This window comes from Plantactinospora sonchi, assembly GCF_036422035.1.
GTDB classification, from domain to species: domain Bacteria; phylum Actinomycetota; class Actinomycetes; order Mycobacteriales; family Micromonosporaceae; genus Plantactinospora; species Plantactinospora sonchi.
Map to the genome: position 1 here is coordinate 18,554 of NZ_JAZGQK010000006.1, position 19,764 is coordinate 38,317.

Below are 19,764 nucleotides of genomic sequence, written 5' to 3' on the forward strand. Positions count from 1 at the left end.
GGCGCTACCGGCGGCTGCCGGCGACAAACGACCGCCAGGCCGGGCGTTACGACACCCCGGGCAGCGGCATGTTCGCGCCCGAGGTGCTGGAGCCGGCCGTGGACCGGCTCGCCGAGCTGGCCGGGGGTGGGGCGGCGCTGGAGTTCGCCATCGGCACCGGACGGGTCGCCGTACCGCTCGCCGAGCGGGGCGTTCCGGTCACCGGCATCGAACTGTCCGAGCCGATGGTCGACCAGCTCCGGTTGAAGGTGGACGAGGCGACGATCCCGGTGGTCGCCGGCGACATGGCGAGCGCCGGGGCACCCGGCGACTTCACCCTCGTCTACCTCGTCTACAACACCATCTCCAACCTGCTGACGCAGGAAGGCCAGGTGGCGTGCTTCCGCAACGCGACCCGGCACCTCGGCCCCGGTGGTCGGTTCGTGATCGAACTGTGGGTACCGGAGCTGCGCAAACTGCCTCCGGGCCAGCAGGCCGTGGTCTGGCACTCCGAGGCCGGGTACGTCGGGCTGGACACCTACGACGTACTGCGGCAGCAGGTCGTGTCACACCACTCCCGGTTCGGCGAGGACACCGACGCCCGGTTGTTCCGCAGCCCGCACCGGTACATCTGGCCGGCGGAGCTGGACCTCATGGCCCAGTTGGCCGGGTTCGAACTGGAGAGCCGGCACGCGGACTGGACCGGCGGCGAGTTCACCGCCGAGTCCCGTTCCCACGTCTCGGTCTACCGACTCCCACCGATGCCCTGACCCTTCCCTGGTGGCGGCGGCCGACGGAATGCCCTCGTCCCGACCGACATCGGCGCCGGTCGGGACGGGGACAGACCGGTTCAGTAGACCGGTACGCCGGAGGTGAGCGCCGGGTACGCCGGGGTGGGCGCGCCGTCGACGGTCGTACCGCCGTTCTGCGCCATCCGCGCCAGCATGGCGTTGTTCTCGGCTGGGAAGTTCAGTCGCGGGGCCGAGACCTCGTCGAGCCGCTGCCGGTGGTCATCGCCGAGCGTCAGCTCCAGGGCGGTGAGGTTGGCCTCGAACTGGCTCATCCGCCGGGCACCGATCAGGGTGGAGGTGATTCCCGGCCGGCCCTGTACCCAGGCCAGCGCCACCGCCGCCGACGAGACGCCGAGCTCTGCGGCGACCTCGTTCACGGCGTCGATCACCGGGTAGTCCTCCGGGCGCGGCGTGCCGACGATGTCGCCCCGGGTCGTGTCGACGGCGCCGGTGGTGGTGCTGGAGTACTTCCCGGAGAGGAAGCCGCTGCGCAGTGGGCTCCAGGGCAGCACTCCCATCCCCATGGCCTGGGCCATCGGGATGAGTTCACCCTCGGAGGTCCGTTCGAGCAGCGAGTATTCGAGTTGGAGCGCCGCGATGCCCGCCCAACCGCGGAACCGGGCGATGGTGGCCGCTTCCGCGGTCGCCCAGGCGGGTACGTCGGAGAAACCGATGTAGCGGATCTTGCCGGCGGTGACGAGGTCGTCCAGGGTGCGCAGGGTTTCCTCGACCGGGGTGACCGGGTCGAAGTTGTGCAGCCAGTAGATGTCGACGTAGTCGGTGCGCAGGCGGCGCAGCGAGTTTTCCAGCTGCTGGATGACGCCCTTGCGGCCGGGGCCGCCGCCGTTGGGGTCACCGAGGTTCAGGTTCCAGAAGAACTTGGTGCCGAGCACGATCCGGTCACGCAGGCTCGGGTTGGCGGCGAGGTATTCGCCGATGATCACCTCGGAGTGGCCGTTCACGTAGATGTTGGCCGTGTCGACGGAGTTGCCGCCTCGGTCGAGGTAGGCGGCCAAAATCTCCTTGGACTCCTCCGGGCTGCTGCCCCAGCCGTGGTCGTTCCCGAAGGTCATCGCGCCGAGCGTGAACGGACTGACGCGCAGGCCGGTACGGCCGAGCGTGACGTAGGACGTCAGAGACATGACATTTCTCCTTGCGCAGAGGCGCTTCGCACTGGCTTCGCTGGTGAGGGCTTTCCCGCATCCGGCCGGTTGGATCGGGCAGGTCATGCCGGGCCTTGGCTAAACTTACGGCCTTACTAGCCAGCCAGTAGATTTTTACTAGCTGGCTAGCAAGCTGACGGAGAGATTTCTACTAGTCAACAAGTAGAAGAGCGCCCTGCCACACCCTCCGGTGGCAGTTCAGAAGGAGGAGACCGGATGAGCCCCGGGAAGGTCCGAACCCGTGAGCGGATCAAGGCGGCCGCGCTCGAACTCTTTGACGAACAGAGTTACGGCACCACGACCCTGCAGGACATCGCCGACCGGCTCGGGCTGACCAAGGCCGCGCTGTACTACTACTTCAAGACCAAGGACGAGCTGCTCGAAGAGATCAGCGCCCCGTTCCTCGACGGGTTCCAACGCATCGTCACCGACGCCGAAGCCCGCCCCCACGCCCCGGACGAACTGCGTACGCTGCTGCTCGCGCTCACCACACACCTGCTCGGTCAGCGGCGCATGGTGACGGTCCTCGCCTTCGACCGCTCGGTCACGAAGCACGCCGTCAAGCAGCGCATGCACGAACTCACCGACCGCACCGTCGCCCTGCTCGTCGGCCCGCAGGCCCAACCGGCCCAGGTCGTCCGGGCCAGGGCCACCATCGGCGCAATCATGATTCCCGTACTCTCGCTGCCCGCCGAGACCGACGGGGCGGACGTCGCGGCAACCATCAGCGCCGTGGCCGGCGACACCCTCAAACTCGAGTAGTACGCCGCCGGATGATCACCGCCCCGGCGGCGGTGACCACCGCCGCCGGGGACGGGCGACCGGGCCGGCCAGAGCCGGTCCGGTCACGGCATCTGGATCGGGTACGAACCCGGCCCGTACGGCATCGAACTGGGCTGGACCGGAAGGGTGTCCCGCCGTTCGGCCTGGGCGAACCCGGCCGACCGGTACGGCACCTGCGGCCAGCCGCCGGCCTCGTGGAACAGTCGCAACGCGGTCGCCACCACCTCGGAGAGCGGCTCGTTCGCCTCGATCTCGATCGTGGCGCCCGGGGTGTCGATCCGCACCTTCGTCTGGTGTGAGTCCTTGTCGTCTGATTTGGCCGCCGAGGTCTCGCCGCCGGACGACTCGCTGCTCGGCGCCGACCCACCGGGCGGCACGGTGGCCGGACCCGACGAACCGGTCGGCACGGCCGGCGGCTCCAGGGACGGCGCCACCTCCGGTGCGGGGGCGGGCTCCGGCAGCGGCGACGTCTCCGGGGCCGGCGCCGGAGACGGCAGCGGGGCCGTCTCCGGCGGAGGCGTCGTCTCGGGCGGGGAGGGCTGGGCGGGGACCGACCCGGAGAGCGATGGCGCAGGCTGCCCGGAACGGGGTGGCTCGATTGTCACCGAGCCATTGTCCGACCATTCCGCCCCGAACTGCCACGCCGAATCCGTCACCCGGGATGCTCGACGTCCGGGACTGTCGCCCAACTGACGAGGCAGCGGAAGGAGACGTCCGGCTGAAGCGGGATGTCCGTTACGTTCTGCTGCCGATCGGTGACGTACCGCCCGCCCGGCGCGCCGCTGCCGGTACCCGCGAACCGGCCGGTCGTGGCGTCGAAGAGCAGTTCCCGGATGTCGTCGCGTTCGGTACGCCGGATCGCGTAGAGCCGCCGCCCGTCGGCGGTGATCTCGTACGCCGTCAGCCGGTCGAGCCGGGACAGTGCCGTGTACAGGGCGGTCCGGACCTCCGGCGGGATCAGCGGATCGGCTCGTTCGAGGAAGTAGGCCACCCCGTCCCAGATGCCGTAGTTCTCCGACCAGTTGCCCCGGTTCGACCGGCTGCCCTCCCGCAGCAGCGCCAACACCGCGTCCGGATCGGTCGGCCAGCCCGCGATCCACTCGGCGGTCGGGGTCCCCAGGCTCGGGCCACCCGTCGCCAGCGCCTCCCGGTCCGCCACGGTGTCCGGGGTCCGGTTGTCGATACTGGGCTGCGCACTCTCGCCGTCGAAACGCCGGATCCGCAGCGGCAGCAGCCCCGCCGGGTCGAGCCACTGCTCGTGCCGGTAGAACTGGATCACCGGCCGCCCGGACAGGTTGGCCATCGCTCCGTCGGCCCGGACGTACAGCAACTCACCGGGCTCCAACCGGATCGGTGTCGCCGTCCTCGCCGCCTCCGCCAGCTCGCCGAAGGCCTCCGCCGGCGGCAGTTCGGGCGGCGCGGCGAACTCGTACGCCAGGGGTGCCCGCTCCGACGGCCCGGCGGCGACCCAGACCATGGCGGCCGCGACGGCGACCACCGAGGCGAACGCCACCACCGGGACGAGCCGGCCCGACAACCGGACCCGGGTACGGGTCCGGGGCGCCCGCTGCCGTTCGGCGATCAGCCGCCAGGTGCGGGGAAGCGCCTCCGACTCCGGGGCGGCCCGTGCCGGAAGGGTCTCCCGGAGCAGGATCAGGTCACGGTCGTCACTCATGGTTCGGCCCCCTGGGCTCGTGGCGCAGCTCGGCGCGGAGTTTGGTCCGGGCCCGGTGCAGTGCGGACTGCACCGAGCCGACCGGGATCACCAACGCGGCGGCGATCTCGGCGTACGACAGTTCGGCGATCGCGTACAGCAGCAGGACGTCCCGCTGCCGGGCGGGGAGCCGGGCCAGTGCGCCGACGATCCGCCGGGTGGTGACCCGGGCGTCGACCGACTCCGCCGTACGTTCGGCGAGGCCGTCGGCGACCAGCGGATCGATTCCGGTACGCGCCATCGCCCGCAGCCCGCGTACCTCGGCCCGCCGGTGCTGGCGCAGCAGGTTGGTGGCGATCCCGAACAGCCAGGGCCGCGGATCGTCGTGCCGCCGGTCGTACCGCCGCTGCTGTTCGACGGCGGTGAGGAAGGTCTGCGCCACCACGTCCTCGGCGGCGGCCTGCCCGACCCGGCTCGCGCAGTAGCGCAGCAGCTCTCCGGCGGACCGCTCGAACAGCCGCGTCAGATCCAGCCGCCCGTCGCCCGCGTGCTCGGCCCCGGCCACGGCGGCCCGGCTCTGTCGTGTCATGCCTGTTATTGACCGATCGCCGGTCCGGTGTTCCCCAGGGTTCAGCCCGGAACCAGTTCGCCGTCCTCAAGCTGCGCCGGGGCGTCCTGCGCGAACTGGGTGCGGTACAGCTCGGCGTACCGGCCGTCGATGGCGAGCAGTTCGGTGTGGGTGCCGCGTTCCACGACCCGTCCGGCTTCGATCACCAGGATCTGGTCGGCGGCCCGGACGGTGGAGAGCCGGTGCGCGATCACCAGCGCGGTACGGTCGGCGAGCGCCTCGGCCAACGCCTCCTGCACCGCCGCCTCGGAGGTCGAGTCCAGGTGCGCGGTCGCCTCGTCGAGGATCACCACCCGGGGGCGGGCCAGCAGCAGCCGGGCGATGGTCAACCGCTGCCGTTCGCCGCCGGAGAGCCGGTAGCCGCGCTCGCCGACCACCGTCTCCAGGCCGTCCGGCAGCCCGTCGATCAGCTCGGCGAGCCGGGCCCGGCGCAACGCGTCCCAGATCTCGTCCTCGGTCGCCTCCGGGCGGGCCAGCAGCAGGTTGGCCCGGATGGTGTCGTGGAACAGATGCCCGTCCTGGGTGACCAGGCCGAGGGTGTCCCGGATCGAGTCGGCGGTCAGCTCCCGTACGTCGACACCGGAGAGGCGTACCGCGCCCGCGTCGACGTCGTAGAGCCGGGGCACCAGCTGGGCGATGGTGGACTTGCCCGCCCCGGAGGAGCCGACCAGGGCCACCAGCTGCCCCGGCTCGACCCGGAACGAGACGTCGTGCAGCACCTCGACCCCGCCCCGGGTGTCCAGCGTCGCCACCTCCTCCAGCGAGGCGAGCGAGACCTTGTCGGCCGACGGGTAGCCGAACCGGACCCCGTCCAGTTCGACCGAGACCGGTCCGTCCGGCACCGGCCGGGCGTCCGGCTTCTCGGTGATCAGCGGCTTCAGGTCGAGCACCTCGAAGACCCGTTCGAAGCTGACCAGCGCGCTCATCACCTCGACCCGGGCGCTGGCCAACGCGGTGAGCGGTGCGTAGAGGCGGGTGAGCAGCAGGGCGAGCGCGACGACCGCCCCGGGCTCCAGGTCACCGCGCAACGCGGACCAGCCGCCGAGGCCGTACACCAGGGCGAGGGCCAGCGCCGAGACCACGGTGAGCGCGGTGACGAAGACGGTCTGGACCATCGCGGTGCGGATCCCGATGTCGCGGACCCGGCGGGCCCGGACGGCGAACTCGGCTGACTCGTGGGCGGGGCGGCCGAAGAGCTTCACCAGGGTGGCGCCCGGGGCGGAGAACCGCTCGGTCATCTGGTTGCCCATCGTCGCGTTCTGCTCCGCCGCCTCGCGGCCCAACCGGGCCAGCCGGTTGCCCATCCGCCGGGCCGGCAGCACGAAGACCGGCAGCAACACCAGCGCCAACAGGGTGATCCGCCAGGAGATGCCGAGCATCACCACGAGGGTGAGCAGCAGGGTGACCAGGTTGCCGGCCACCCCGGAGAGGGTGTCGCTGAACGCCCGCTGCGCCCCGATCACGTCGTTGTTGAGCCGGCTCACCAGGGCGCCGGTCCGGGTCCGGGTGAAGAACGCGACCGGCATCCGCTGCACGTGGTCGAAGACGGCGGTCCGCAGGTCGAGGATCAGCCCCTCGCCGAGGCTCGCCGACAGCCAGCGGTTGAACAGCCCGAGCCCGGCCTCGACGAGCGCGACCGCCGCGATCAGCAGGGCGAGCCGGACCACCAGGTCGGGGTCACCGCCGCCGACGATGGTGTCGACGACCCGGCCGGCGAGCACCGGTGTGGCCACCGCCAGCACCGCCAACACGACGCTGATCAGCAGATATCCGACGAGTCGCCGACGGTGCGGCCGGGCGAAACCCCCGATACGGCGTAGCGTGGCCTTCGAGAACGGCCGCTTGTCGCGTTGCGCGTGGATCATGCGGTACATCGAGTTCCACGCGGTGACTTCCATGCTCATCGCTACACCCCTTCGCCCGGCCGCGGTGGCCCCGGTCCGGCCGGCAGAAACCGGTCCGGCCGACACGGCCCGCCCGCACGGACCGTTCGGACCGTACCGGTGAGGTCCGACAGTAGGACCTCAACCATTGTTCAGGTCAATCATCGGGGCCGAGGTCACTCGTCGGGACACCGGCCTCGGCGGCACGCACCCCGGCCGGACCGCCACCATCCACACCGTGGGCGGGGGCACGACGGCGGACACGGAGACGACGGTGGGCGCCCACCACGTTGTGGGCGCCCACCGTCTCACGACACCGCTCAGCCGCTCAGGCAGCGGCGAGCGCCGGGCCGTCGATCTTGCCAAGGTCGCCCAGGTCCTCGGCCGGCCGCAGGGCCAGCGCGAGGACGTCGGCGACGTCGGCCAGGGTGTGCACGGTCAGTGCCGCCCGTACCTCGGCCGGCAGATCGTCCAGGTCCGGCTCGTTCCGGGCCGGGATGATCACCTCGGTCAGGCCCGCCCGGTGCGCGGCGAGCAGCTTCTGCTTCACCCCGCCGATCGGCAACACCCGACCGGAGAGGGTCACCTCGCCGGTCATCCCGAACTCCGGCCGTACCGGTCGACCACTGGCCAGCGACGCCAGCGCGGTGACCATGGTGATGCCCGCGCTCGGGCCGTCCTTCGGCACCGCACCGGCCGGCACGTGCAGGTGGATCCGCCGTCCGGCCAGGGCGTTCGGGTCCAACCCCAGCTTCCGCCCGTTCGACCGAAGGTAGGAGAGGGCGATCTGCGCCGACTCCTTCATCACGTCACCGAGCTGCCCGGTCAGGGTCAGCCCCGGCTCGCCCTCCATGCTGGTCGCCTCGATGAACAGCACGTCACCACCGGCACCGGTCACCGCCAACCCGGTCGCCACGCCCGGCACCGCCGTCCGCTCCGCCGACTCCGGCGTGAACTTCGGCCGCCCCAGGTAGCTGGCCAGGTTGTCGGTGTCGACCCGGATCGGGGCCTCGGTCGACTCCAGCGCCACCGCGACCTTGCGGAGGATCTTCGCCAGAGCGCGTTCGAGCTGACGTACGCCGGCCTCGCGGGTGTGCTCGGCGGCGATCGCGGCCAGCGCGGCGTCGGAGACGCTCACCTCGTCCGCGGTCAGCCCGGCCCGTTCGACCTGCCTCGGCAGCAGGTGGTCCCGGCCGATCGCCACCTTCTCCTCCTCGGTGTAGCCGTCCAGGGTGACCAGTTCCATCCGGTCCAGCAGCGGGCCGGGGATGGTCTCCACCACGTTCGCGGTGGCCAGGAAGAGCACGTCCGACAGGTCGAGGTCGACCTCCAGGTAGTGGTCCCGGAAGGTGTGGTTCTGCGCCGGGTCCAGCACCTCCAGCAGGGCGGCGGCCGGGTCACCGGCGTACCCGACGGAGAGCTTGTCGACCTCGTCGAGCAGCACGACCGGGTTCATCGAACCGGCCTCGCGCAGCGCCCGGACGATCCGGCCGGGCAGCGCGCCGACGTACGTCCGGCGGTGGCCACGGATCTCGGCCTCGTCCCGTACGCCGCCGAGCGACACCCGGACGAACTTCCGGCCGAGTGCCCGGGCGACGGACTCGCCGAGGCTGGTCTTGCCGACCCCGGGCGGACCGGCCAGGGCCAGTACGGCGCCGGAGCCGCGACCGCCGACGACCTGCAGGTTGCGGGACGCCCGCCGGTTGCGCACCGCCAGGTACTCCAGGATCCGGTCCTTCACGTCGGCCAGGCCGGCGTGGTCGGCGTCCAGCACCTCGCGGGCCTGCGCCAGGTCGGTGTTGTCCTCGGTCCGGGTGTTCCAGGGCATCTCCAGCACGGTGTCCAGCCAGGTCCGGATCCAGCCCGCCTCCGGGGAGGCGTCGCTGGCCCGTTCCAGCTTGCCGACCTCGCGCAGGGCCGCCTCGCGGACCTTCTCGGGCAGGTCGGCGGACTCGACCCGGGACCGGTAGTCGGCCGAGCCGTCCGGCTCGTCCTCACCGAGTTCCTTGCGGATCGCGGCGAGCTGCTGGCGGAGCAGGAACTCACGCTGGGACTTCTCCAGCCCCTCGCGTACGTCGTTGTTGATCCGCTCGGTGACCTCCTGCTCGGCCAGGTAGTCCTTCACCCAGCCGACCAGCAGCTCCAGTCGGGCGGTCACGTCCGACGCGTCGAGCAGTTCGATCTTCTGTTCCAGGGTCAGCCAGGGCGCGTAGCCGGCCGAGTCGGCCAGCTCCGACAGGTCGGTCATCCGCTCGACGGCGTCGATGACCTGCCAGGCTCCCCGCTCCTGGAGCAGGGAGGTGACCAGCGCCCGGTACTCCCGGGCCAGCTCCTTCGCCTTCCCGGCGGGAGCGGATTCGGTGAGTTCGGTCGCCTCCACCCAGAGCGCCGCACCGGGGCCGGGTACGCCGGACCCGATCCGGGCCCGGGACAGGCCACGGACCACCGCGGCGGGTTCGCCGCTGGGCAGCCGGCCGACCTTCTCGATCGTGGCGATCACGCCGGTGGAGCCGTACTCCCCGTCGACCCGGGGTACGGCGAGCAGCTTCTTGTCACCCGTGGCCCGGGCGGCGTCGACCGCGGACTGGGTGGTCGCGTCGAGGGTCACCGGAATGACCATGCCGGGCAGAAGGACAGCGTCGGTCAGCGGAAGAACCGGAAGAGTTGCCATCAAACACCTGCCATCGTTAGTTGAGCTTGTACGACTCAAGTAACAAACGGTGTCCCATGTTCCGGCTTGTGACCCACGCCACCTCGCTGATCCGGCTCGTCAACCTGCCGAAAGGTCGGTCCTCCGGCTGAACGGGATGAACCACCCACGACGGACGGCTCGCAGCGTGGCCGCGTGCAGGTCCCGGGCGCCGAGCAGGGCCACGACCCGCTCCACCATGCCGGCGACCGTACCGAGCGGCACCTTCAACGCCGTCGCGATCCGCTCCTCCGACCAACCTTCGATCAGCAGACCCAGCATCACCAGCTCACGACGGGCCGGCAGGCACGGGTCACCGGGCGACCGGGAGAGCACCACGACGCCGGCCACCTCCGGCAGGGTCCTGCCGGTGCCCAGCACGCTGACCTGGACCAGCGCGGTTCGACCGTCATCCTCGCCGGCCGTCGCCGGCCACAGGAACCTCGCCCAGCCCTGTCCCTCGACGGTCTGGCCCAACGCCACGGACAGCAGCTCCGAGCCCGGCCTGAGCAGTGGATGACCGGGCAGGCCCGGCAGCGGCAGACCGTCGCCGGCCCGGTCCAGGATCGCCCCGGCCCGGGCGTCCTGCACGACCTTGGCCAGCGCCGTCAGGGCCGACACCGGGTTGACGGCGGCGGCCATCAGCGGCGCCAGCGCCGCTATCCGGCTCCGCTGGCCGACGGTGGGGAAGCCGGACCGGTCGGCGCACATGACCAGCAGCCCGACGTGCCGCCGGTCCGGAGTGAACAGGCCGACCGCCAGCCCGTCCCGGAAGCCCGCCGGCAGGTAGTACTCCGCCCACACCTCCACCTCCTGGAGCGGCACCAACGAGTCACGGCTGCACCGCGGCGCGGGCGTGGCGGTCACCCCGATGGATTCCATCCGGTCCAGGACCGAGGATCTGCCGAGGTGCTCCCGGGTCCGGCGGTCGAATCCGAGGCTGGACAGTTCGACGTACCGACGCCGCTCGTCGTCGAACGCGGCCAGCAGCGCGGCCCGGGTCGGCACCACCTGGTGGAGCTGGCTCAACCTGTCGGACGCCTGACCGGCGAGAAGGGTCGACACGGCGAAATGGCCCGACGCGGCGGGCGGCGCCGCAGGCCGCTGCCCGTTCGGGGTAGGCGAAGAGCCGATCATGGTCGCAACCTTCCAGTGCGAGACGGCGGCAGGGAGGCACCAGGGGTCAGAATCCGAACCCAGGACATCCGGACGGCGGGGACCCTCCGTATCCGGCGGTCCGGTCAGGCCCGTGGCACCGTCCCGGGCCGGTGTGGGATGAACCAGCCCCGCCGGGCCGCCCGCAGCAGGGCCACGTGCCGGTCCGGCGCCTGAAGCGCGACGATGCTCCACTCCACCGCGTCGGCGACCGTGGTCAGCGGCAGCTCCAGATCGACCGCCACCCGCTCGTCGGTCCAGCCGGCCAACAACAGACCCAGCACCACCAACTCGCGCCGGTTCAGTACGGACCAGCCGGTCGGCAGCGGGGCGAGCAACGCCAGGCCGCACACCGGCGCCGGCGCGGCGGCGCAGCCCAGCAGCACGACCCGGAGCAGACCGTCGACGGCCTCCGGGACGTCCCGCACCGGTTCGGACCGTTGCCGGACGGGCCAGAGGAAGGACACCGAACCATCGCCCCGAGGGGCCAGATCGTCGATCACCGCACGCAACGGCGACCCGGGCACCAGCAGTGGGTGCCCCGGCAGGCCGCACAGGAGGATCGGCTCGCCCGCACGGGTCAGCACCAGCCCGGCGATGGCGTCGTGGACCACACGCGCCAGTACCGACAGCGACCGCAACGGGTCGAACGTCGCCGCGATCCGGGGTGCCAACACCCCGATAACGTCCCGTTCCGCGTCGGTGGGGTGGCCCGCGTCCTCGGTGCTGAGCGCGAGCATGCCGATGTGGCGGCGATCCGGGCTGAGCAGGCCGACCGCCAGCCCCTCCCGGAACCCGGCCGGCATGTAGTAGTCGCTCCAGATCGGATACTCGACGGCCGGTAAAGGGTGGTCCCGGCCGCACTGCGGAACGGGCGACTCGGTCAGGCCCGCCTGTTCGGCCTGTTCCATCGACGCCCGGGTGCCGAAGTAGTTCCGGATCCGCTCGGGGTAGCCGGTGGACGTCACCTCGACGAACCGGTGGCTCCGATCGTCGGCCAGGGACAGCCAGGCCGCGTCGTAGGGGACCACCTGGCGCAGCAGGGACAGCCACTGGGCCGGCCGGTCGGCACCGACCGGACTCGCGGTGATCGCCGCCGCCTGGCGGACGATGTCGGGTAGCGAGGACCCACGGGTCATCGGATGCTCCGGGTCAGAGATCGCGGCAGGTACAGGCCCAGCCGGACCGCGCGTACCGCGGCCAGGGTGCGGGAGGGGGCCGCCAGCTTCGCCAGGATGTGTTCGATGTGCGCGGCGACCGTCCGCTGGGCGATCACCAGGGTGTCGGCTATCCGCTGGTTGGACCAGCCCTCGATCAGCATGCCGAGGATCTCCAGCTCCCTGCGGGTCAGGCCGTGCAGGTCACCGGAGGGGGATACCAGCACCACGGCACGCAGGTACGCCGGTACGTGGTCCGGACAGGCCAACACGCTGACCCGCAGGAACCCGCGGTTCCCCGCGCCCGGGGAGTACGGGCACAGGAACGCGGAGTGCGGTTCCCCCTCCGCCAGGCTCTCGGCCGCCGCGCCGAGCACGGGCGAGCCGGTCCGAAGCACCGGGTGATCCGGCAGCCCCGCCAACTCGAGCGTGTTCCCGGCGCGGGTCAGCACCACCCCCGCCGTCGCGCCAGCGACGATCCTCGACAGGGTGACGATGGACCGCATCGGGTCCACTCCCTCGGCGATCACCGGAGCGAGCAGACCGAGGAAGTCCCGGACCTCGTCGGTCGGATGTTCCGCGCTGTCGGTGTGCAGGCTGAGTATGCCGACGTGTCGACCACCCACGGCGAACAGACCGACCCCGATGCCCTCCCTGAATCCGGCCGGGGCGAAGTGTGTGGTCCAGGAGACCAGTTCGGCCAGGGGCACCGGGGCGTCCCGGACCCGCATCGGCGGCCGGTCCCGGTCCATTCCGAGCAGCTCCATCTCCCGGTAGTGCTCCGCCCCACGCTGGTACGCGGCGGCGGCCTCCGGGTAGCCGAAACCGCCGACCGCGGTGAACCCGCGGTGTTCCGGATCCAGCAGATGCAACGTGCCGGCCTGGAAGGGCATCAGCCGACGCAACACCGTGAAGAGTTCCGCCACCCGCTCCTCGATGTCGGTCGGCGACGACACCACCCGATCGGTTTCGGCGGCGATTTCGGCGGCCCCTGCCGGTAGCCCGGTCACCTGGTCACCTGGTCACCTGGTCAGACGATGGGCGCATGGCCGTCTGTCCACTCCTCCGCCAAATCGGCATTCCTGTCAATCGACAACCGCGAACAGGTGCGATTACCTAAGAAAACGCTGATTGATGGCGTAGGACACGCGGTACCTCGGGATGGTTGTGAACCCGACAGCACCGGGCTCCGGGGGGCCGTGGTGGTCGTGGAGGGCGCGCACGCTCCGGCGCGCCCTCCACCCCGAGGACCGTCCCCCGGGCCATGTTCCGGTCGCCCGGTGGTCAGCCGGCCTGGCAGGCGATGCCGTTCAGGATCGGCCCGGACGGCCCGGTCGAGCCGGAGGCGGTGTACGAGATCGTCGCGGTGTCACCGGGTTCGAGGGTCGGGCGGTACCTCGGGTGCCGCACGATGACGCTGTCCCCGCCGCGACTCAGCAACTCGGCTCCCCAGACGCTGTGAAGCTGCTGGCTGGCCGGCAGGGTCCAGCCGAACGTCCACTCGTCGAACACCGTCGACCCGGTGTTGCGGATCTTGATGTTCACCAGCATGCCGCCGGGCCACCACACCACGTCGTAGCTGGCCGTGCAGCCCTCCTCCGGCCCGCTCCGGGTGGTCACGGTCACCGGCGCGGACAGCGGGGACTCGTTGCCGGCCTCGTCCACCGCCCGCACCGCGAAGGTGTACGTCGTCCCCTCGGACAACCCGCGCACCACCGCACCCGTACTCGGCGGCGCGGGCGGAAGCAGGTTGACGACGGCCACCACGGTGTTGCCGTCCGGGGTGACGGAGACGACCTCGTACCGCTGCAGGACGACGTTGTCACGCGACGGGGACCAGGTCAGGCCGACCTCCTCCCGGCCCACCACGGTGGTTGCCAGACCGGACGGGGCAGTCGGCGGCTCGGCGTCCCCGGGCGGTGCGATGAACCGCAGGGACGGCGGTGACGTCGAACGGTTCCCGGCCGCGTCCACCGCGAAGACACTGAACGTGTACGCCCGCGACGGCTGCAGGTTGGTCAACCGGATGCTGTTGGTGTCCGTCCGGTGCAGCACCGCCACGTCGGTGAAGATCTGACTCACCTCGTACCGGTCGACGCCGACGTCGTCGGTGGACGCGGCCCAGGTGAGCAGGACGGAGGTCCCGGTGGCCTCGACGACGGTGATCTCACCGGGCCGGCTCGGCGGCGTGGTGTCCGCGTCCGCGTCGAGGGTCGTCACGGTGACCGTCGGGGACGCACCCGACACGTTGCCGGCGTCGTCCACCGCCCGCACCGCGAAGGTGTACGTCGTGTCCGGGGTCAACCCGGAGACCCTGAACTGGTCCCGGCCCGGCGGGTGCTGCGAGGCGTCGCCGACGACCGTACTGCCGTCGTCGGTGACCCGCAGGATCTCGTACCGGTTGAGCATGATGTTGTCGGTGGAGCGGGGCCAGGTCAGCAGCACACTCGTCTTGCCGATCTCCGAGGCGACCGGCTGTCCGGGCACCGTCGGCGGCTGGCTGTCCCCGGGCGGCTGGGTCACCCTCACCGTGCCCGAGTAGGGGGACCGGTTGCCGGCGGCGTCGACGGCGACGACCGAGTAGAAGGAGGTCTGCGACGCCCGCAGTCCGGTGATCTCGATGCTGTTGGTGTCGGTGGTGTAGCTGTAGCCCATGTCGGTGTAGAACCGGTTGACCTGGTAGCGGACCACGCCGACATTGTCGGTGGAGGGTGTCCAGGTGAGGACGACCGAGGTCTCTGTGGACTCGACGACGGTCACCGGCCCGGGCGCGGTCGGTGGTTCGGTGTCCTCGGCGGCGGCGTACGCCGGGGTGGCGAACGCCGCGACCAGGCCGGCCGACACGACGGCGACGACCAGGTCCCGGATGTTCAACCGGGTTCTTCGGGACGGAACAGCTCGCACGGTGGCTCCTCGCTCTCGCTACGACGACATCTATCCATCACCACGAATGGCCGCCCCTCGGAGGTTCCTCGGGAGGGCCGTCCGGTCCGGCGCGGTCGGCCGTTCGGCACGGCGCGGCCGGGACCGGACTCGTCGCGCCGGACCAGCCGACGCCACGAATTCATGATGGGCGATGGATTCGGTGTCGCGTAACACCCGTACGAGCTAGCCGCCGAGAGCGATCGGGCTGTTTTCGGCCGGCGGGGCTGTCCCGCTCGGCCCGGGACGGCTCGACCACGTGGGGAAGCCGTCCCGGGCTGCTGGGCCAGCCCGGGACGGCTCGTCTCATCCGGCGGGCTCGTCCTCGGCCCGCATGCCGTGCAGGTCGTAACTGAGTTCGCCGGCCTCCAGCCGGGCCCGCAGCCCGGTCTCCTTCGCGAGCCGGGCGGTCGTCGCGGCGGCCACCCCGGCCGCGCTTTCCCGCGCGACGACCACGGCGCCGTCGGCGTCGAGCACCACGACGTCCCCCGGGTTGATCGTCGCGCCGCCCACCCGCACCGGTACGTCGAGCGAGCCCCGCTCGCGCTTGGTCGCCCCACGGACCCGGCGGTAGCGGGCCCAGACCGGCAGGCCGAGATCCCGCAGCTCGTCCACGTCCCGGACGGCGGCGTCCACCAGTACGCCGACCGCGCCGGCCACCTTGGCCTGGGTGGCCAGCAGCTCGCCGACCAGGGCCACCGGGGCCGGTTCCGGCATGGTGAGCACCAGCACCTCACCCGGCCGCAGCCGGGTCATCGCCTCGTGCACGGTCCGGTTGTCGTCCTGGCCGCAGAGCACGGTCCGGGCCGGGCCGGCGACCCGGGTACCCGGAACGATCTGTGCCAGCTCCGCGTCGACCAGACCGCTGCGGCCGGACGCCTCGTAGACGGTGGCCACCCCGGCGGCGGCCAGCGTGTCGAGCACCGCCGGGTCGACGGCGACCGCGTCCGCCGCGCTCACAGCGTGCCCACCACGTTCGGGATGAGCCGCTGGAACGCCTCCGCCTGCTTGACGGCCGCGTTGCCGCTGACCCGGCGCGCGTGGTTGCCCCGCTGGTCGGCCCGCTGGGTGTAGTACTCCCGCAGGTAGCCCTGGGCGCCCATCGCCGCCATCGCCTCCTGCTTCGCCGCCATCACCTCGGTGATGTCGACGAAGACGGTGGGGACGAAGCCGCACAGTTCGGGCTGGTGCGGCTCGAAGATCAGGAACTCCGAGGGCGGCGCGGTCTTGAACCCGCTGGACACCCCGGCGCCGGCGGTGAGCTGCCGTGCGGTCGCCACCGCGGCGTGCGCCACCGGGTGGTCGGGGTTGAACGGGTCCCGGTCCGGGTGGGTCAGCACGACGTGCGGGGCGTACTCCCGCATCAGGCCGGCCAGCCGGTCGATGTCCTCGTCCCGGATCCGCAGCGGGTAGTCACCCAGGTCGAACGCCTCGAAGGTGGCGCCGACCGCGGCGGCGGCGCGCTCCGCCTCGGCGTGCCGGAGCCGCTTGACGTTCTCGATCGTCTGGTCCGGGTCCTTCCAGAGCTCGCCGGACTCGCCGCGTTCGCCGTAGGAGAGGGCGACCACGAGCGCCTCGCCCCCTGCCGCGGTGTGCTTGGCGACCGCCCCGGCGGCCCGCCACACGAAGTCGGCCGAGTGCGCCCCGACCACCAACATCCGACGCCGTTCGCTCATGCCGACACTCCGCTCCGCTGCGTGCCGCCATGAGGCACAACCGCACTGCACCCAATGACTCGCTCGCTACGCTCGCTCATGCCGACACCTCGGCCTTCGCGGCCGCCAGGTGGCGCGAGTTGACCACCGCCATGGTCTGGATCTCCTGTTCGGTGAAGCCGGCCTCCAGCAGGTGGTCGGCGAAGAGCGCCAGACCGTCCTCGACCGGCGGGTTGAAGGGCTGCCCCAGATCACTGGAGAGGATCGAGTGCTCCGGGCCGACCGCCCGGATGTTGGCGACCAGGTCCGCCCAGGCGACCTTCCCGGTGTGCGGGGTGGTGAAGCAGCGCTCCAGCAGCGCTCCCGCCTCGGCCAACTCCCGCTGCTGTTCCACCGGCAGCCGCTGCGAGGTGAACTCGGGGTGGGTGACCACGACCCGGCGTACCCCCTCCTCCTTGGCGGCCCGGACCACCGCGAGGATCTCGGTGCCGTTGAGGTGTCCGGTGGCGAGCACCATGTCGTGCCGGGCGATCACCCGCAGCACCTGGCGTACCCGTCCGAGGACCCGTCCCTCGTCGTCGACGACCTCGACGACGTCCGGCACGATGCCCTGGGCCTGCAGGTCGGCCTGGAGGGCACCCCACATCGCCGGCTTGGCGCCGGGCAGGTCGGTGGCGGTGCTGCGGCGCTGGTTGCCGGAGTCCACCGTGGGCATCCAGACGATCCGGGCGCCCTGGCGTCCGGCGACCTCGACGGCGGCCGGGTTCATCCCGCCCATGGAGCCGTTGAGGGTGATCGCGCCGAGCACGTCGACCTCGGGCACCACCTTGCGGACCACCGCCGCGCGCTCGGCCGTCGCCACGTAGTGGGACTTCAGTACAAAACCGGCGAGCCCCACCTCGACGCACCGACGCGCCAGGTCGAGGTCGTCGATCCGACGCGCCATCACGTCGGGGGCCACGTGCACGTGTGTGTCGTACGCCCCGGTGACCAGGGCACGCGCACGCGCGGACGGAACGGGATGATCGGACATGCTGCTCCTTGAGGGGCTCTGCCGGCGCGGTCGGTTCAGGACGGGCGGCCGGGACGATCGGTTCGGAACGATCGGTTCAGGACGGACGCAGGACGGTTGACGGACCGGAGCGTGCCCGGGCGGTGCTGGACAGGGTGAGCTCCACATGGCCGAGGTGACGACGCATCGCGGCCTCCGCGGCGTCCGGGTCGCGGGCGGCGATCGCGGCCACGATGTCGGTGTGCTCGCCGAGCGACTGGGCCGGCCGGCCGGGCACCAGGATCGTCCGGTACTGGAACCGGACGAGCTGGGCACGGAGTCCGCTGATCAGCCGGGCGGCGGTCTCGTGCCGCGCCGCCGCGATGATCGCCTTGTGCAGGCTCGCGTTGCCCTCGGAGTAGCCGAGCAGGTCGTCCTGCTCCAGCTTCTGGGTCATCCGGTTCAGCACCCGCCGCAGGCCGGCGATCTCCCGGGCCGTGGCGTTGACCGCCGCCTGGCGGGCGGTGAGCGCTTCGAGCACCGCCCGCACCTGGAGGATCTCGACCGCCTCGGCCTCGGTAACCAGCCGTACGTGGGCACCACGGTTCGGGGTGAGCACCACCAGCCCGTCCTGCCCGAGCCGGACCAGCACGGTACGCACCACGGCGCGGCTGACCTGGAGTCGCGCCGCCAACTCCACCTCGATGAGTCGCTCGTTCGGCATCAACTCACCACTGTGGATCGCCTGGCGCAGTTGCTCGTACGCCTCGTCGGCGGTGCGCGTCGAAGAACGTTGCACTGTGGACTTCGTCTCCCGTGGTTCGGTTGTCACCGCGTCACCCTCCGTGCCGGTGCGCTGTATCCGGCCCGGGACAACCGGGATGTCCCTGGTCAGCCAGGGGACGAGAGGGTGCCGAGCCGTGGTCGGGTGCCGCCATCCGCAACATTGTCTCCAAGATTATTTACAATCCTGCTCACAGGATCGCCGCCTGACCGACCAATGTCAACACAACGCTGAGCTGCGGAAATCCATTACAGCCAAGAAAACATCGGGCGTTTGCCACAACTTTGTGGATCTCCTCGGTGACAGGCGCAACCCGGGTCATCTACGATTCTCGACCGGGCGAGAGCCGAGCGCGCACAGGCGCCGATCCTGAGATGTCCGGCCTGCGCGGGTGTACCGGCGGCTGGCTGCCCGTCCACACGTTTGAAGCTGGAGGCATTCACAATGATCAGACGCTCGCGCGTGCTGGCAGCAGGGCTGCTGGCTACGGCGATGGCCGTGAGCGGTTGCAGCGGGTCGGACGACAAGGGCGGTGACGCCGGCAACAAGGAGACCGACAAGGTCGCCTACATCACGGCGTTCGGCGCCGTCGGCCGGGACGCGTTCGCCTGGGTCGCCAAGGAGAAGGGCTTCTTCGCCGAGGTCGGCATCGAGGTCGACATCAAGGAGGGTGCGGGCAACCAGCCGAACCTGACCGCGCTCAAGGCGGGCCAGGTCCAGTTCGCCGCGCTCGACTTCACCGGTGCGGTGATCCAGGCCGGTAAGGGTGAGTTCACCGACTGGCGGGCCATCGCGGCCGTGCACCAGCAGACCCTCATCTCGGTGATGACCACCAAGGACACCAACATCACCACCCCGAAGGACCTCGCCGGCAAGACGATGGCGACGGGTGCCGGTTCGGTCACCGAGCTGCTCTTCCCGGCGTACGCCCAGCTGGCCGGGCTCGACCCGAAGTCGGTGAAGATCCAGGGTGTGCAGACCACCGCGCTCAACGGTCTGATGGCGAGCCGGCAGGTGGACGCGCTCGGCACCTTCCTGCTCAGCCGGGGCGCCCTGGCGACGGCCTCCAGGAAGGAGGTCGTGATCCTGCCGTACAGCGACTACCTGCGGGACCTGTTCGGTAACGCGATCATCACCACGCCGAAGCTCATCGCGGACGACCCCGACCTGGTGCAGCGGTTCACCAGCGCGGCACTGAAGGGTCTGCAGTACAGCATCGACAACCCGGAGGAGGCGGCGACGATCCTGAACAAGGTGAAGCCGACCTACACCGTGGCGGCGGGCAAGGGCGAGATCGACGCGATGGCCCCGTACGTCAAGCCGGCCGGTGGTGCGCCGGTCGGTGTGATGGACGAGCAGCGGGTTGCCCGGACCATCGCCGTGCTCCAGGGCTCCGGCCTGATCCCGTCGGGGCTGACCCCGGCGAACGTCGTCGACTTCAACTTCGTGAAGAAGCCCTGACGACACCGTTCCACCAGCACGAACCGGTTCCGACCGCGGTCGGGACCACCTGCCGCGACGGCAGGCGTA

17 protein-coding genes are annotated in these 19,764 nt (G+C 71.2%); 3 read left to right on the forward strand and 14 right to left on the reverse strand.

Annotated features, from left to right (window positions below):
- Positions 1–68: 68 nt before the first annotated feature.
- Positions 69–749: a class I SAM-dependent methyltransferase gene (locus tag V1633_RS06525; RefSeq protein ID WP_331213277.1), complete on the forward strand. Its 681-nt coding sequence runs from the start codon at positions 69–71 to the stop codon at positions 747–749.
- 80 nt (positions 750–829) lie between these two features.
- Here V1633_RS06525 and V1633_RS06530 read toward each other — a convergent pair whose 3' ends face one another.
- A complete protein-coding gene (locus V1633_RS06530) occupies positions 830–1,912 on the reverse strand; it encodes an aldo/keto reductase (protein WP_331213278.1) in 1,083 nt (360 codons plus the stop codon).
- Between the two features lie 237 nt (positions 1,913–2,149).
- Here V1633_RS06530 and V1633_RS06535 point away from each other — a divergent pair, with 237 nt between their 5' ends.
- Positions 2,150–2,695, forward strand: coding sequence for a TetR/AcrR family transcriptional regulator (locus V1633_RS06535; protein WP_331213279.1), 546 nt, complete (start codon positions 2,150–2,152; stop codon positions 2,693–2,695).
- A gap of 83 nt (positions 2,696–2,778) precedes the next feature.
- Here V1633_RS06535 and V1633_RS06540 read toward each other — a convergent pair whose 3' ends face one another.
- The 13 genes from V1633_RS06540 to V1633_RS06600 form a co-directional block, all read right to left on the reverse strand.
- Positions 2,779–3,321: a hypothetical protein gene (locus V1633_RS06540; protein ID WP_331213280.1), complete on the reverse strand. Its 543-nt coding sequence runs from the start codon at positions 3,319–3,321 to the stop codon at positions 2,779–2,781.
- Positions 3,322–3,368: 47 nt separating this feature from the next.
- Positions 3,369–4,391 carry a hypothetical protein gene (locus V1633_RS06545; protein WP_331213281.1) on the reverse strand — a complete coding sequence of 341 codons (1,023 nt, stop codon included), beginning with the start codon at positions 4,389–4,391 and terminating at the stop codon, positions 3,369–3,371.
- Positions 4,384–4,959 (reverse strand): RNA polymerase sigma factor, encoded by a 576-nt coding sequence (locus V1633_RS06550; protein ID WP_331213282.1) that lies wholly within the window; start codon positions 4,957–4,959, stop codon positions 4,384–4,386. Before V1633_RS06550 ends, V1633_RS06545 begins: the two co-directional genes overlap by 8 nt.
- A 41-nt stretch (positions 4,960–5,000) precedes the next feature.
- Positions 5,001–6,902 (reverse strand): ABC transporter ATP-binding protein, encoded by a 1,902-nt coding sequence (locus tag V1633_RS06555; protein WP_331213283.1) that lies wholly within the window; start codon positions 6,900–6,902, stop codon positions 5,001–5,003.
- 307 nt (positions 6,903–7,209) lie between these two features.
- On the reverse strand, positions 7,210–9,552 hold the full coding sequence (lon, locus tag V1633_RS06560) for an endopeptidase La (protein WP_331213284.1): 2,343 nt from the start codon (positions 9,550–9,552) through the stop codon (positions 7,210–7,212).
- A gap of 99 nt (positions 9,553–9,651) precedes the next feature.
- Complete coding sequence (locus tag V1633_RS06565; RefSeq protein WP_331213285.1) at positions 9,652–10,635, reverse strand: helix-turn-helix domain-containing protein; 984 nt, start codon at positions 10,633–10,635, stop codon at positions 9,652–9,654.
- A gap of 176 nt (positions 10,636–10,811) precedes the next feature.
- Positions 10,812–11,864 (reverse strand): hypothetical protein, encoded by a 1,053-nt coding sequence (locus V1633_RS06570; protein ID WP_331213286.1) that lies wholly within the window; start codon positions 11,862–11,864, stop codon positions 10,812–10,814.
- Positions 11,861–12,892 (reverse strand): LuxR C-terminal-related transcriptional regulator, encoded by a 1,032-nt coding sequence (locus V1633_RS06575; RefSeq protein WP_331213287.1) that lies wholly within the window; start codon positions 12,890–12,892, stop codon positions 11,861–11,863. The genes V1633_RS06570 and V1633_RS06575 overlap by 4 nt, the downstream gene beginning before the upstream one ends.
- A 274-nt stretch (positions 12,893–13,166) precedes the next feature.
- Entirely contained in the window at positions 13,167–14,786 is a 1,620-nt protein-coding gene (locus V1633_RS06580; RefSeq protein ID WP_331213288.1) for a fibronectin type III domain-containing protein, read from the reverse strand.
- Positions 14,787–15,110: 324 nt separating this feature from the next.
- A complete protein-coding gene (locus V1633_RS06585; RefSeq protein WP_331213289.1) occupies positions 15,111–15,764 on the reverse strand; it encodes a 4-carboxy-4-hydroxy-2-oxoadipate aldolase/oxaloacetate decarboxylase in 654 nt (217 codons plus the stop codon).
- Positions 15,761–16,480 (reverse strand): PIG-L deacetylase family protein, encoded by a 720-nt coding sequence (locus V1633_RS06590; RefSeq protein WP_331213290.1) that lies wholly within the window; start codon positions 16,478–16,480, stop codon positions 15,761–15,763. Before V1633_RS06590 ends, V1633_RS06585 begins: the two co-directional genes overlap by 4 nt.
- 76 nt (positions 16,481–16,556) lie before the next feature.
- On the reverse strand, positions 16,557–17,492 hold the full coding sequence (locus V1633_RS06595) for a DUF6282 family protein (protein ID WP_331213291.1): 936 nt from the start codon (positions 17,490–17,492) through the stop codon (positions 16,557–16,559).
- A gap of 76 nt (positions 17,493–17,568) precedes the next feature.
- On the reverse strand, positions 17,569–18,282 hold the full coding sequence (locus tag V1633_RS06600) for a GntR family transcriptional regulator (protein WP_331213292.1): 714 nt from the start codon (positions 18,280–18,282) through the stop codon (positions 17,569–17,571).
- A gap of 396 nt (positions 18,283–18,678) precedes the next feature.
- Between V1633_RS06600 and V1633_RS06605 the strand changes: the two genes are divergently transcribed.
- Positions 18,679–19,695 carry an ABC transporter substrate-binding protein gene (locus tag V1633_RS06605; protein WP_331213293.1) on the forward strand — a complete coding sequence of 339 codons (1,017 nt, stop codon included), beginning with the start codon at positions 18,679–18,681 and terminating at the stop codon, positions 19,693–19,695.
- Positions 19,696–19,764: the final 69 nt, after the last annotated feature.

What these genes read in the sequence shown, in the direction of transcription:
- V1633_RS06525 (WP_331213277.1), top strand. Translation starts at nt 69, where the DNA reads ATGTTCGCGCCCGAGGTGCTGGAGCCGGCCGTGGACCGGCTCGCCGAG.
- V1633_RS06530 (WP_331213278.1), bottom strand. Translation starts at nt 1,912, where the DNA reads ATGTCTCTGACGTCCTACGTCACGCTCGGCCGTACCGGCCTGCGCGTC.
- V1633_RS06535 (WP_331213279.1), top strand. Translation starts at nt 2,150, where the DNA reads ATGAGCCCCGGGAAGGTCCGAACCCGTGAGCGGATCAAGGCGGCCGCG.
- V1633_RS06545 (WP_331213281.1), bottom strand. Translation starts at nt 4,391, where the DNA reads ATGAGTGACGACCGTGACCTGATCCTGCTCCGGGAGACCCTTCCGGCA.
- V1633_RS06550 (WP_331213282.1), bottom strand. Translation starts at nt 4,959, where the DNA reads ATGACACGACAGAGCCGGGCCGCCGTGGCCGGGGCCGAGCACGCGGGC.
- V1633_RS06555 (WP_331213283.1), bottom strand. Translation starts at nt 6,902, where the DNA reads ATGAGCATGGAAGTCACCGCGTGGAACTCGATGTACCGCATGATCCAC.
- lon (WP_331213284.1), bottom strand. Translation starts at nt 9,552, where the DNA reads ATGGCAACTCTTCCGGTTCTTCCGCTGACCGACGCTGTCCTTCTGCCC.
- V1633_RS06570 (WP_331213286.1), bottom strand. Translation starts at nt 11,864, where the DNA reads ATGACCCGTGGGTCCTCGCTACCCGACATCGTCCGCCAGGCGGCGGCG.
- V1633_RS06590 (WP_331213290.1), bottom strand. Translation starts at nt 16,480, where the DNA reads ATGAGCGAACGGCGTCGGATGTTGGTGGTCGGGGCGCACTCGGCCGAC.
- V1633_RS06595 (WP_331213291.1), bottom strand. Translation starts at nt 17,492, where the DNA reads ATGTCCGATCATCCCGTTCCGTCCGCGCGTGCGCGTGCCCTGGTCACC.
- V1633_RS06605 (WP_331213293.1), top strand. Translation starts at nt 18,679, where the DNA reads ATGATCAGACGCTCGCGCGTGCTGGCAGCAGGGCTGCTGGCTACGGCG.